We start from the raw sequence: 13238 nt of genomic DNA, 5'->3' as shown, positions 1-13238 counted from the left end.
TGGTCGCCATCGACCCTACCGACGCCGGAGCGTTCACCCCCAGCCCCGAAGGGGTGCACGTCGCCCATTTCGCGCGTGGAAGAATGACCCCCATGTCGCATGAGCCCGCTGCCCTCGTCGCCCCGGAGGAATCCCTCGTCACCATCCTGACCTCACGATTCGCCGCCGCCGTCGGGTCCGACCCGGAGCTGCGACCGGCCAGCAAGCCCCAGTTCGGCCACTTCCAGTGCAACGTGGCGATGCGGCTGGCCAAGCAGCAAGGACGAAACCCGCGCGAGGTGGCCGCCGACATCATCGCCGCCGCACAGGTGGACGACCTCTGTGAGCCGCTCGAGATCGCCGGACCGGGCTTCATCAACATCCGGCTGAAGCCCTCGGTCCTGGCCGCCGAGGCGGCCCGGGTGCTCGCCGACCCCCACGCCGGTGTCGCTGCCGCGAGCAACCGGCAACGGGTGGTGATCGACTACTCCGCCCCCAACGTGGCCAAGCAGATGCATGTCGGCCACCTTCGCACCACGATCATCGGCGACTGCTTCAACCGGGTGCTGACCGCCGTTGGCCACACCGTCATCCCGCAGAACCACATCGGCGACTGGGGCACCCAGTTCGGCATGTTGATCGAACAGATCCTGGACGAGGGTCTTGACGCCTCGACGCTCACCCTCGCTGACGCGGATGCGCTCTACAAGCGTGCCGCCGCCCACTTCAAGGACGACGTCGAGTTCGCCACCCGGGCCCGTGCCCGAGTTTCGATCTTCCAGGGCGGTGACGAGCAGTCCTTGGCCATCTGGCGGCAGCTGATCGAGGTGTCGAAGCAGGGATTCAACCAGGCCTACGAGCGTCTCAACGTGAAGCTGGTCGACGCCGACCTGGCGGGCGAGTCCACCTACAACGATGATCTGCCGGTGCTCGTCCGCGAACTGGAGGAGTCCGGTGTCGCTGTGGTCGACCAGGGCGCCCTGTGTGTCTTCGTCGACGGCATCGAGGCACCGCTCATCGTCCGCAAGTCGGACGGGGGCTACGGCTACGCCACCACCGACCTGGCCGCGATCCGCCGCCGGGTGAACCACCTGCACGCCGACCGCATCATCTATGTCACCGACGCCCGGCAGGGAGGTCACTTCGCCCAGGTCTTCGCCGCCGCCCGCAAGGCCGGCTTCCTGCCCGACGGCGTCGAGGTCGAGCACGTCGGCTACGGCATGGTGCTCGGCGACGACAACAAACCACTGAAGTCGCGGGACGGGTCGGCGGCGAAGCTGGTCGACCTGCTCGATGCCGCCGAGGAGGTGTCGGCCCCGTCCATCGCGCTCGCGGCGATCAAGTACGCCGACCTGTCGTCCGGCCTGCAGAAGGACTACGTCTTCGACCCGGCCCGTATGACCCAGACCACCGGCAACACTGGCCCCTACCTGCAGTACGCCCACGCCCGCTGCCAACAGATCCTGCGACGGGCCGAGGCCGAACAGTTGCCGGTCGGTCCGTTGACCCTCACCGAGGAGGTCGCCGAGCAGACCCTGGCCCTGATGCTGTCCAGGTTTGGCGACGTGGTGGCCGAGGTGGCCGAGACCTTGCAGCCCCACAAACTCTGCACCCACCTGTACGAGACGGCGGTGGCGTACGCGACCTTCTACGAGCAGTGCCCGGTGCTGCGCAGCGAGGGCGAGGTGCGTGCCTCGCGGTTGGCGCTGTGCGAGGCGACCGCCAAGGTTCTGGCGGCCGGACTCGACCTGCTGGGGATCGAGGCTCCCGACCGGATGTGACGGTCGAGGGCCCCCGCGTCAAAGAAGCACGCGTCAAGGAGGCCTGCGTCAAGGGCCCACGATCGGGCGCGTGGCGGAGCCAGCGCCCGACCATGGGCGAGCCGGTGGCTCAGTCCTCGTCGACGACCGTGTTCTCGGCGTGCGGCAGCACCGGTGCGGTGTCGGGATGCTCCACCCGCTGCTGGGCGAGCGTGGCCGCCCCGATGATGCCCGCCTTGTTGCGCAACACGGCCGGGATCATGGGGGTGCGCAGCTTGAGCAGGGGAATGAACTTCTCATGGTCCTTCGAGACCCCGCCGCCGACGACGAACAGGTCGGGCCACATGAGCGCCTCGACGACCTCGTAGTAACGCTGCAGGCGCTCGGTGGCCCACTTGCGGTACGAGAGGCCCTCCTTGTCCTTGATGGACGCCGCGGCGCGCGACTCGGCATCGTGGCCGTCGATCTCGAGGTGGCCGAACTCGGAGTTCGGGATGAGGATGCCGTTGTTGATGATGGCCGAGCCGATGCCCGTGCCCTGGGTGGTGAGGATGACCAGACCCTGCACGCCCTTGGCGGCACCGTGGTGCACCTCAGCGACGCCGGCGGCGTCGGCGTCGTTGACGACGGTGATCGGACGACCCAACCGCTCGGCGAAGAAGGTCTCGGCCTCGAGTCCCTTCCAGTCCTGGTGCAAGTTGGCGATCATCGGGATGTGGCCGTGCACGACCGGGGCGGGCACGGTGAGTCCGATCGGTGCGTCGCCGATCTGGTCGGCGAAGTGATCGACGATCTGCGCCACCACGTCGGCCACATTGCCCGGGGTCGATTTGGCCGGTGTGTCGATGCGCAGGCGGTCGGCGGCGAAGTCGCCGGTCTCGAGGTCGACGGGCGCGCCCTTGATGCCCGAACCACCGATGTCAATGCCAAGAACGATGCTCATGGGCTCAGCCTAGGGGGTGGGTGTCGAGGTCGACCGGTGCGGTCCGCGTGTCGCTCGCGGCAGGTCGGCGGACGGACCACCGAGCCCTCATGACGCGCTGTTCCGGCTGGCGGCCACGGCGTGCCCGATGACCCAGGAGGCGTGCCGTCCGAGCAGCGGAAGCGGGGCCGCGGTGGGGCTCGGAACTCGCTCAAACGCTCATTCAGCCGAGAGGAAACCTGAAGTTTTCACCCATCAAGCAGAAAACCTTTGCATTTGAAGGAAACACCCGTAACCCTGTTACGGAGGGCATCGATCGGGATGCGATCACTGTCCTCATGACTGTCGCTGGGGGGCGGCAGACAGGGCTGGGTCCGCGCAGGACCCGACCGGTCGGGATGCTGGGTCAAACAGTGTCCTGGAGGTCAGAGCAGCGCGGACCCACCCTGAAAAACTCTCAGCGAACGCCCGAGCCACTGTCGGTTCCACACCGGTCACGTTGAGAGCCACCACATGACCACTGATCTGAACCGAGAACCCGCTCAGTCCGAGCCGCCTCTCGAGTGGCCCCTGCTGCACTGCCCACGACTGGGCACGGGCGGGCGCCACCAGGCTGATGCGACGGTTCAGTCGTCCGGACCGGTCGGCCACCACCTGCGGGTTGACGGCCCAGCCGCGCTGGCGCCAGTCGAGAGGGTGCAGCCACCGGGCTCGCGAGGGCAAGGCCTGCCACTGCAGTGAGCCCAGGTCAAGACCTGGCCAGACGGCCGACAGTGCGACCTGGACCTCGGCCCACGAGCCGACGGGGAGCAGGACCGTGCTTCCCCCCTCGTCGGCGTCGTCGCCGCGATACCCCAACACGGTGAACCGCACCCGCCACCAGCCGAATCGTCGCCACAGCCATGACTGGGTCAGCTCGAACCCCTGCACGCGCTCGACGGGCACGGTCTGGCTGACGGTGTCGGTGAGCCCACGAGCCACCCTGACCACGCCCCGCTCAGGCGCGTGGAGGCGGTAGTCCCACTCCTTCACCACCCGGTTCACGACCAGCGCTCCCAGCCCCCAGACGGCGGGCACCAGGAGCCCGGCCAGCACGAACTGTCGGGTCAGGATCGATGGCAGGAGTGCGACCAGTGCGAACACGATCGAGCCGAGGAACTCACCACTGGTCACCACCGCTGCCACCAAACGTGCCGGCGGCACGCTCACCACCACGTCGTCGGACCGGTCCAGGGCACCCCGCTGCTGCGGCAGGGCACGAGCGTCGTCGGTGCGAACGGAGGTCGCTGCCCCGGCCATGGGGGTGCCGCCCCGACCGGCGTCCCGGACGAGAGCCGCGCGCCGTGCCAGTTCGTCCCTGACGCGTTCGGCCCTGGCCCGCCCCAAATACTCCAACTTGTGCGGGGCGCCGCTGCCGACGTCGATGCGCAGGCTGCACACCCCCACCAGTCGAGCGGCAAGCGGCGAGACGATGTCGATCGACTGCACCTTGGAGTAGTTGATGACCGTCGAGGTGTTCCAGATGAAACGGGTGGCGAGGCGCAGCGCGTCGTCGTCCATTCGGAAGGTGGTGGCACGCCAGCTCGCGAATCCTAGCAGCACGGAGCCGACCATGGCGGCCAGCAGGATCCACACCCACCAGGTGACGTGGTCGACGTCGAAGCGGCCCCCGTTCTCGAGCCATGAGCGACCCACGAAGAAGACGATGGCCAACAGCCCCACCCACCCCTTCACGAAGGGGGTCAGGGGGTGGAGCCGTTCGGGTGGTAGTTGGTTCACAGACCCATCCCGCGGGCCTCGGCGGCTGCGGTGAGACGGTCGCGCAGCTCACTGGCGGCCTCGGCTGACAGTCCGGGAATGGTGGCGTCGGACTGGTCGGCGGCCGTCACCAGCTGCACGGTGGCCAGTCCGAAGGCCCGCTCCACCGGACCGGAGCTGATGTTCACCGCCTGCATACGGCCGTAGGGGATGATCGACAGCGACCGCCAGAACAGGCCGTGGGTGAGGTACAGGTCGTCGTCCCTCTCGGCATAGCCCCAGCTGGCAACCCATCGCGCGATGCGCATGAACCGCCACACCATCACTCCCGCCAGGGCCACGCCGGCGAGGGCGGCAACCCACCAGGGCGCCCAGATCGCCGACGGCACCACGGCCAGCACGATCAGCACACCCCACGTGGCCAGGACCATCCGCCTCTTCAGGCGCAGGAAGTTCGGCGAGAGGCGCTGCCAGGTCTCGCGCGGTGGGGCGAACAACTCGTCCATGCTCGCGACCCTATCCAGTCGCGGCCTGAACCGGGTGGTGGGGTCAGTGGTGCCGCATGGCCCGGCGGTGGGCCTTCCGTAGTGTCTTGGCGAAGGAGGTGTGGTCGGGGCCCATCACCTTGATGTCACCCAGCACGACCACGCCGGTGATGGTGATGGTCGGGCCTTCGCCTGGCTTGGGGCGGGTGCCCATGACCTTGGAGTCGCCCAGGATGTTGGTGACCCGATCGATCACCTGCACGCCGGCGGGAACGATCAGCTTGAGGTCGCCCAACCCGATCATCACCTCGATCTCGACGTGAGGACTCTCCATCACCCCTTGGGTGAGGTCGATGATGGCGTCGCCGAGCCCCACGAGCACGCTGGTCTTGCGATGCATCCGCCAACCCGGCGCGCTCCGGCGTGCCGTACCGAGCAGCCCGAACAGGTTGTCGGTGTCGGGTGACTGGTGCGCGGGGTCGACCACCACCAGTGCGTCGACGTCGGCCGGACGCGGTGAGGGCAGGGGACTGGAGTACTCCTTGACGGGGGCGCTCGGCATCAGGTCGGCGGTCACCGGAGCCAGGTCGTTGAACGTCTTGGCCATCAGCACGGCAGTGCTGCGCTCGTCGAACTCCTCACGGGTGATCCGCCCCTCGGCGTACGCCGTGGTGAGCACGGTCGTCACCAGTTCGCGGTCCCCGTCGGAGATGCGCAGGTGCCCCCCGGGAAGCACCTCGAGGGGCTGCTGGCCCATCGCGTCGGGATCGTTCGTGGGGGAGTTCGGCGCCGTCATGGCGCCCACGGTAGGCCGCTCGGCGGCTGCTGGCGAGACCGTGGGGCGAGGTTCCGGGAGGGTTCGGGGTCGCCCCCGATCCGCCCTGGCGCGGGAGCGGATCACCTCCAGCTGTGCCGGTGGGTCAGCGGGGCTGCAGGGCTTCGAGGATCGCTGCTGAGGCGGCGTCCGGCGTCCACTGCATGGGTTGTCCGGCGGAGTCCGTCCAAGTGAGGGCGGTTGTGGAGCTGGGCATCGCACGAACCCAGATCAGCTCACCGTTGGTCCGCAGCAGCGCGAGCACCACTCGTCCGGTGTTGACCCCGGGTGCCGTGGTCTGGGGGGCGGAGGGTGCGGTGGACCCCGAGGGGGACGAATGCGTGGCCAGGTCGTCGAGCAGGGTTTGCGCGTCCGTGGGCTTCAGTACCAGTCCAGCCACCCTCGAGCCGTCGTCCTGGGTGACCTTCGACAGGTCACAGAAGCGAACCTGGGTGACGTCCTGCAGGCGGACGGGCATCAGCGTCTGCCAGCTGTCCCACGCGCACAGTTTCTGTGGTGGTGCCACGACCGTGGGCGTCCACCCCGGGGCCGAGCGCTGCTCGGTCATCAGCCGGACGAACGTGGTGACGGCCCGGGGCTGCGGATGACACGCGCCAGCTGGCATTCGCAACTTCACGGCGGTGCCATCGGGGTACACGGCCACGAAGGACTCGTCCTGGGGGTTGGCCAGGCAGGGTTCGATGCCACCACCGGTGCTGGCGAGGAACTCGTCGAGGTGGGTGTCCAGGGGCTCCGCGGGACCGAAGCGCCAATTCGAGCAGAACCAGACCTTGGTCGCTCCGCTGGGCAGCCCCGACGCTGGGGCGAGGGAGGCGGGCAGCGAGCAGGCCGGCACCGTTCCCTCGCTGGGGATCGTGGGCGACGCAGGGGGAACAGGGGTGATGGCCGATGGGGTCGTGGGAGTGGACGCCTGCGCGATGGCAACGCGGCTGGCCTCGTCCGGCGACCAGGAACGCTGGGCGCCGTCGAGGCTGAAGGTCCAGACCCCGCTGCTGAGACTGAAGGTGAGCACCAGCATCTCCCCATTGGCCTGCAGCAGCTGCATCGTCGGGCCGTCTGCGATGATCCCGTCGCCGGCGGATCGGTGATGGTGCCGGAGGTCGGCGAGCAGTGCCGGCAACGAAGAGCTTGCCACCTCCTTCGCGGTAGGTGTGGGGTAGCCCTCGCAGACCACCGCGCCGGTGATCCACTCCAGTCTCGCCGGGATGGTCGAGCCGTAGGCGGCGCACGGTTGGGACGACTCGGCGGGCGGCGCCTGGTTGCCGAACATCGAGGTGCGCTGTGCAGTGAGGGCGTCGATGGTGCGAGTGCGCATCGCCTCGAATCCTCCGCGTCCGCCGATGGTGCCGCAGCCGGCCCGCATGCCAGCTACCATCCGGGTGGTGCCGTCGGCGTAGGTGAGCAGGGCAGCGCCCGGGATCGACCAGTCTGCCGTGCATGCCGCGTCGCGCGGCAGCTTGGGCAGCGCGTTGAAGGCGGTCACCCACGCGTCGAGCCCCCGGGTGAGGGGTTCGGGTGGGGGGTACTCACTCAACATGGCGTCGCCGCCCCCGGTGCACCACCGCAGCGAGACAGCTCCCAGGGGCAGGGTGATGGTGGTGCCGTCGACGTAGTCCGACGCCTCGCGCGGACACGGGGCAGCGACGGGGCCGGTCGATCCTGCAGGCAGGGGAGTGGCTGGGATGCGGCCGTCGGCGTTCTGGCCGTCACCGATGCCTGGCAGGTACTGGGTGGCGAGTACGGCGGCGAGGGCCACGACCGCTGGCGCTGCGGCGCTGGCAGCCGCGTTGCGGGTGCGGCGGCGGGCTCGTCCGGTGGTGGCCGCTCGGGCAGCCCAGTCGTCGGTCGACGGTGGACGAGGGGTGAGGCCGTGCAGGCGGTCGCGGAAACTGGTCATGGTTGCTCCATGGGGTCGGTGGGCAGCACGGCCCGGTCGGCTTCGGCGAGGTGGGGGGAGCGGCGCAGGTTGGCCAGGGCGCGGTGCGCGTGCTGCTTCACGGTCCCGACGCTGACACCCAGCAGGTCAGCCGTCTGCGCCTCGGTGAGGTCGTCGTAGTAGCGCAGGACGATCACGGCTCGCTGCTGGCGGGGAAGTCCAGCCAAGGCGCGGGCGAGGTCACCCTCGTCGGACGAGGCCAACGGAACCTCGGGCCTGAGGTCGGCGGTGTCATCGAGTTCACGGGTGCGCTCACGCCAGGTTCCGCGACGCCACCAGCCCAGGTGGGCGTTGAAGATGGCCTTGCGCACGTAGGCCTCGTAGTTGTCGTCGGCGGTGTTGAGGCGGTCGAACTTCGACCAGCACCGGGCCAACGCGTCCTGCACGAGGTCCTCGGCTCGTTGGCGGTCACCGGTGAGCAGCCAGGCCGACCTCCACAGCGCCGGACCGCGGAGTTGCACGAACTCGTCGAAGCTCGACCAGTCCCGGCCCGTACGGGTCTGCACCATGGTGGTCATTCTCCCCCCCCTCACCCGGTAGAAGTCGGGTGGATGCCAAAGGGTTGACCCGCGCGGCGGCCGTGATCAAATCGTGACGTCGTTGGCTGGGGCGGGCGATCTGGGGAGTTTGGCCGGGTGAAGAAGTGCGCCCATTACGCGCAGCAGCCCTTGGTTTTCTGAGCACGTGCTGTGGGGCGACGGGAACCGGAAATATCCCAGGCGTTTTTGGGACTCCCTCTTGCGCTCGATCAATGGTGTCGTGCAATGATTCATTCTGCGCACAGGAGCGGTTAATGGGGACCGCGGCGCACCGTTTGAGTTGGGGGACTCCGTGACAAAACTTCGCAATGCCCTGCGCCGCTGTGCGGTCGCTGGATCTGCCGCCGCTCTGCTGCTGGTGGCACCGCTGGGCGCACATGCCGACAACACCGTGGTCGACGGGGACGGGGTCGTTCCCGTGACTGAGTCGGCCTCCATCGACCTGGGATCGTCCTGCGTCGGCACGCCCCTCACCAAGGTGGTGCAGGTGGCCGCCAAGCGGAATGGGAACTACGGGAACCCGCAGGTGTTCGCCAATGACGCCGTCCTGACGACCACCGCCAGCGTCACCGGCGCAGCTGCCGTCTCCGTGACAGACGGGTCGCTCAAGATCCCGTCGAACTGGGATCGTGCGGACAACAACGTCATGGCCGAAGGGTCAGCCCTGTCGATCACGGTGACGCCCACCGTGCAAGGCGGTCTCAGCGGATCTTTGACCGTGGAGCTCTCCGGTACGGGGTCCAGCAACAAGACCGGATACCCCGTCACGACGACGACTCGAGTGACCCTGCCGTGGACGGCCACCGGGGTGACCTGTGGGCCAGCCAAGGACACCACTGACCCGGTGATCCGGTGGGTCAGCACGACGCCCGCCGCCAACGCCCAGGGCTGGAGCAACGTGCCCGTGACGGTGACCTGGTCGTGTGAGGATGCGGGAGGCGTTGCCGCGCCCACCGTCAGCCAGACGCTCTCTTCCGAGGGAGCCAACCAGTCGGCCACGGGAATCTGTACCGATGCGGCCGGCAACACGGCCTCGGACACGGTGAGCGGCATCAACATCGACCTGACCGCCCCGACCATCGGTGGGAGCGCCTCGCCGGCGGCGAATGGCAACGGTTGGAACAACGGCGCCGTGACCGTGACGTGGACGTGCTCGGACAGCTTGAGCGGTGCCCTCAACGACACCGTGACCAAGGTGCTCAGCGCTGAAGGCGCGGGCCAGTCGGAGACCGCTACCTGTGCGGACAAGGCGGGCAACACCGCTGATGACACGGTGGGTGGCATCAACATCGACCTGACGGCGCCCAGCCTCAACATCAGCGGTCCCGCATCCGGCGCCTCGATCGACCTCTGCACTGCCGGGGCCCTGGATCGTCCGTCGTTCGCCCCTTCGGATGCACTGTCGGGTCTGGCCACCTCGAACGACTCGTGGTCACAGCCCACCACCGGCTCGGGTGTCGGCAGCTACACCTACAGCGCCTGGGCCACCGACAAGGCCGACAACAGCACCGCCGAGTCGCGCACCTACACCGTCAGGTACGGCGCAGCCTTCGGTGGTTTCTCCCAGCCGATCAATGGCGATGGCAAGAGCCGCTTCAAGCTGGGCAGCACCATCCCGGTGAAGTTCCAGCTCACCTGCAATGGATCGCCGATCTCGACCGCGGTGGCCAAGCTCTACGTGAGCAACGCCGACCTCAATCCTGATGCCGGTATCGACGAGGCCATCTCGACCTCTGCCGCGACCTCGGGCAACCTGTTCCGCTTCAGCGATTCGCAGTACATCTTCAACCTGAGCACGAAGGCCGGCTACACCAACCCGGGCAGCAGCACCGCAACCGCCTTCACCGCGGGTTCGTGGAAGCTGACGGTCGCCCTGGATGACGGCACCACCCGCTCGATCAACGTCCAGATCATCAAGTAGCTCCATTCGCCAAGGGCCCGGCCATTCGGCCGGGCCCTTTGGTGTGCCCGAGGCGAGTTCTTCCGGTGTGGCGAATCACACAACGCTGCTCGTGGAATGCACGGTGCAGCAGCGGAGTCAACCCCCTTTTGGGGTGCATCGACGCGTGGCCGTCACTTGCGAGGGTGGACGAGCCGTGCGTGCGCAGCCGCTTGCGGCGCTAGTCGTGGCTCTGCCGCTGAACGAGTATCGTGAGCAGTGACGCATGAGGATGAGTTCCTGACCGCATTGTTTCGGCCGTCGGCCCAGCCGGCAGCGACGAGCGCACGGCCACGGTGGTGAGGGTTGATCGGAGTAGGAAATGCAGCGACTGCGTCCAGGTTTGGTGCTCTCGGAGCGCTACCGACTGGTCCGTCACGTGGCGTCGGGAGGCATGGGTCAGGTCTGGGAGGCGCTGGACGACACCTTGGGCCGTCGAGTGGCGCTCAAGATCATGCATCCGAACAGCCCGGACGAGGCCGTCCTCGCCGACCGTTTTCGCGACGAGGCCAGGTTTGCCGCCCAGCTGTCGCACCCCAACATCGTGACCATCCATGACTTCGTCGACTTCGAAGGTCTCTCCTACCTGGTGATGGAGTTCGTCGACGGCCCCACGCTCTCGCGGGTGTTGTCGCTGGGCCCGATGGGACCGGAGGCGGTGCGGACCGTGCTCGCCGAGCTGGCCTCAGCCCTCGTCCAGGCCCACGAGGCGGGCATCATCCACCGAGACATCAAACCGGCCAACGTCCTGATGGCCGAGGGGGGCGCCAAGCTGACCGACTTCGGCATCGCTCGCCCCGTCGGCGGGGAGTCGCGGACCATGACGGGCCAGGTGCTCGGAACGGCGCACTACCTCAGCCCCGAACAGGCGCTCGGGCAGACGGTCAGCACCGCGACCGACATCTACAGCCTGGGTGTGCTCGCGCACGAGATGCTGACCGCCTCCAAGCCCTTCGACAAGGGAACTCCGATCGCCACGGCGCTCTCGCACGTGCAGGACCCGCCACCTCCGGTGCCCCCGGGCACCCCGGCAGACCTGGAGGCGACGATCACGGCGTGCCTGGAGAAGGAGCCGGGGGACCGCCCGACGGCTGCAGCCCTGTGCGTCATGCTCGAGGCTCAGTCGGCCCCGGTGGACGACCGGGAGCCGGTCGACCCTGAGGCGACTGTCGCCATGGCCGTGCTGCCACGCCGCATGGCCGCCAGCTGACACCTCTGGCCCCACGCAAGGGTTGCGCGAGCGCAAAAGCTGTGGGGATACTGTGCCGTGGAGCATCCCGAGCTGAGCAGCCGACCGGCACAGGTCGAGGCCGTGATGAGGGCCGCCGATGTGCTGTTGCGGGTTGCGGCCCGATCGGTCATCGAGGTGGAGGATCGAGTCACCTCCCCCCAGCTGCGGGTGTTGGTGCTGATCGCCCTCCACGGTCCGCAGAATCTCGGTGCGGTGGCGCGCGAACTGGGCGTGCACGCGTCCAATGCCACACGAACCTGCGATCGCCTGGTCGCGGCTGATCTGTTGAGCCGCCGGCAGGAACCGACTGACCGCCGCTACCTCAAGCTCGACCTGACCGCCCAGGGTCGGGCCCTGGTCGATTCGGTGCTCGGGCACCGCCGCACGGCCATCGCCGACGTGATCGAACGCATCCCCTCCCCGGAGCAGGAGTCGGTTGCTCGTGCCATGCAGGTGTTCGCCGATGCCGGCGGTGGGGAAGGGTCCGAGGACGGCCGGTTCGCACTCGGCCCGGCACGCTGATTCAGCGAAGCTCTGCCCAGGCGAACCCAAGTGCCGTGGCGGCATTCGCCGCAGCCGCAGTTCGGCGCGCCGGATCGGCCGTCGCCACCACGATCATGCTGATGGCGTGCAGGACGTCCACGAGCCCTCCCAACCGGCGCACACCATGCCCTCCGACCGCCCCGACTGCGGCCTGGACGACGTGGCGTGCCCCCAGTACTCGCAGCGCCGTCCGCCCCCTCGCGTCGTCCGTGGGGAGCAGTCGACCCTCGAGGAGCCGAGGGGCCGCAGGCTCGGCCAGCCCGTACCCGAGCCGGAGCGCGTCCTGTGCTCTCATCGTGATCCCTTGCGGGAGAGGATTCGGGCCGTGATGGACACTCCCAGCAGGGCCCCGGCCGCCGCGACCATCGCCCCATGGTGCTGGGAGCCCCAGAGCTGGTGGCTGCGCGAGGTCGACCGCGCGTCGAAGATGCCGTGGGTGCCGAAGTCGCGTTCGGAGTCCGCCGGTTCCCACAGGTTGGCGGGTTGGTCGGCCGGCTTCGGGTCGGGGGCCTGCTGGGACGAGAACCCGGTCTTCGCCAGGTACCGGTCGAGCAGGCCGGGCACCACGGCGTTGGCGATCAGGGTGGCCGCGGTGCTCCCGCCCACCCAGTACTCGCGCCGCTGGGGATGGGCCGCGGCGAACAGCACCGCGTCGGCGGCCACTTCGGGCTGGTAGATCGGCGGCACGGGCTGGGCCTGCCGTGGCAGCCGCGACAGCACCCACGAGAACTGGGGTGTGTTCACCGCGGGCATCTGCACCATGGTCGTGTGGATGCGGCTGTGCTCGTGCATCAACTCGGTGCGCAGTGATTCGTTGAACCCCTGGATCGCGTGCTTCGCGCCGCAGTAGGCCGACTGCAACGGGATGCCCCGGTAGGCGAGGGCTGAGCCGACCTGCACGAGGGTTCCCCGGTCGCGCGGCCGCATGTGGGAGAGGGCCGCCATGGTGCCGTAGACGTAACCGAGGTAACTCACCTCGGTGACACGCTTGAACTCCTCGGGGGTGATCTGGTCGAACCGCGAGAACACGGAGGTGAAGGCGACATTCACCCACACGTCGATCGGACCAAGCTCGTCCTCGACCCGGTCGGCGGCGGCCTGGACGGCCGCATGATCGGCCATGTCGACCGGGATCGTCATGGCCCGTCCGCCCGCTCGCTCGACGTCGGCAGCCGCCCCGGCCAGGCCTGCCTCCCCACGAGCGAGCAGGACGACGGTGGCCCCCTGCCTGCCGAACGCCACAGCGGTCGCGCGACCGATTCCCGCGGTCGACCCGGTCACGACGATGATGCGCTGATCAGTGCCCATCTG

At 68.6% G+C, this 13238-nt stretch carries 12 protein-coding genes; 4 read left to right on the top strand and 8 right to left on the bottom strand.

The window, feature by feature from the left end; translation table 11 throughout:
- The first annotated feature begins 92 nt into the window (after positions 1 to 92).
- Positions 93 to 1760: an arginine--tRNA ligase gene (gene argS / locus QQZ11_RS03290; protein ID WP_284548651.1), complete on the top strand. Its 1668-nt coding sequence runs from the start codon at positions 93 to 95 to the stop codon at positions 1758 to 1760.
- Between the two features lie 109 nt (positions 1761 to 1869).
- Here the strand turns inward: argS and ppgK are convergent, their stop codons facing one another.
- The 6 genes from ppgK to QQZ11_RS03260 all read right to left on the bottom strand — a co-directional run bounded on the left by ppgK (position 1870) and on the right by QQZ11_RS03260 (position 8184).
- Positions 1870 to 2682, bottom strand: coding sequence for a polyphosphate--glucose phosphotransferase (gene ppgK, locus QQZ11_RS03285; protein WP_284548650.1), 813 nt, complete (start codon positions 2680 to 2682; stop codon positions 1870 to 1872).
- A gap of 315 nt (positions 2683 to 2997) precedes the next feature.
- Positions 2998 to 4440, bottom strand: coding sequence for a PH domain-containing protein (locus tag QQZ11_RS03280; RefSeq protein ID WP_284548649.1), 1443 nt, complete (start codon positions 4438 to 4440; stop codon positions 2998 to 3000).
- Entirely contained in the window at positions 4437 to 4925 is a 489-nt protein-coding gene (locus QQZ11_RS03275; protein WP_022909307.1) for a PH domain-containing protein, read from the bottom strand. Before QQZ11_RS03275 ends, QQZ11_RS03280 begins: the two co-directional genes overlap by 4 nt.
- Positions 4926 to 4968: 43 nt before the next feature.
- Entirely contained in the window at positions 4969 to 5700 is a 732-nt protein-coding gene (locus tag QQZ11_RS03270) for a DUF1707 SHOCT-like domain-containing protein (RefSeq protein WP_284548648.1), read from the bottom strand.
- A 124-nt stretch (positions 5701 to 5824) separates the two neighbouring features.
- On the bottom strand, positions 5825 to 7636 hold the full coding sequence (locus QQZ11_RS03265) for a hypothetical protein (protein WP_284548647.1): 1812 nt from the start codon (positions 7634 to 7636) through the stop codon (positions 5825 to 5827).
- On the bottom strand, positions 7633 to 8184 hold the full coding sequence (locus QQZ11_RS03260; RefSeq protein WP_040437725.1) for a SigE family RNA polymerase sigma factor: 552 nt from the start codon (positions 8182 to 8184) through the stop codon (positions 7633 to 7635). The genes QQZ11_RS03265 and QQZ11_RS03260 overlap by 4 nt, the downstream gene beginning before the upstream one ends.
- A 322-nt stretch (positions 8185 to 8506) precedes the next feature.
- Here QQZ11_RS03260 and QQZ11_RS03255 point away from each other — a divergent pair, with 322 nt between their 5' ends.
- The 3 genes from QQZ11_RS03255 (at position 8507) to QQZ11_RS03245 (ending at position 11906) form a co-directional block, all read left to right on the top strand.
- Positions 8507 to 10135, top strand: coding sequence for a PxKF domain-containing protein (locus QQZ11_RS03255; protein ID WP_284548646.1), 1629 nt, complete (start codon positions 8507 to 8509; stop codon positions 10133 to 10135).
- Positions 10136 to 10475: 340 nt separating this feature from the next.
- On the top strand, positions 10476 to 11363 hold the full coding sequence (locus tag QQZ11_RS03250) for a serine/threonine-protein kinase (protein ID WP_284548644.1): 888 nt from the start codon (positions 10476 to 10478) through the stop codon (positions 11361 to 11363).
- 57 nt (positions 11364 to 11420) lie between these two features.
- On the top strand, positions 11421 to 11906 hold the full coding sequence (locus tag QQZ11_RS03245; protein WP_022909313.1) for a MarR family winged helix-turn-helix transcriptional regulator: 486 nt from the start codon (positions 11421 to 11423) through the stop codon (positions 11904 to 11906).
- A 1-nt stretch (position 11907) separates the two neighbouring features.
- Here the strand turns inward: QQZ11_RS03245 and QQZ11_RS03240 are convergent, their stop codons facing one another.
- Positions 11908 to 12222 carry a hypothetical protein gene (locus tag QQZ11_RS03240; RefSeq protein WP_284548642.1) on the bottom strand — a complete coding sequence of 105 codons (315 nt, stop codon included), beginning with the start codon at positions 12220 to 12222 and terminating at the stop codon, positions 11908 to 11910.
- Positions 12219 to 13235 (bottom strand): SDR family oxidoreductase, encoded by a 1017-nt coding sequence (locus QQZ11_RS03235; RefSeq protein ID WP_284548640.1) that lies wholly within the window; start codon positions 13233 to 13235, stop codon positions 12219 to 12221. The genes QQZ11_RS03240 and QQZ11_RS03235 overlap by 4 nt, the downstream gene beginning before the upstream one ends.
- Positions 13236 to 13238: the final 3 nt, after the last annotated feature.

The sequence above is a fragment of the Aestuariimicrobium sp. T2.26MG-19.2B genome, from assembly GCF_950101875.1.
GTDB lineage: Bacteria > Actinomycetota > Actinomycetes > Propionibacteriales > Propionibacteriaceae > Aestuariimicrobium > Aestuariimicrobium kwangyangense.
Note: the sequence above shows the minus strand (reverse complement) of the source record. Positions and strands in the feature narration are given on the sequence as shown.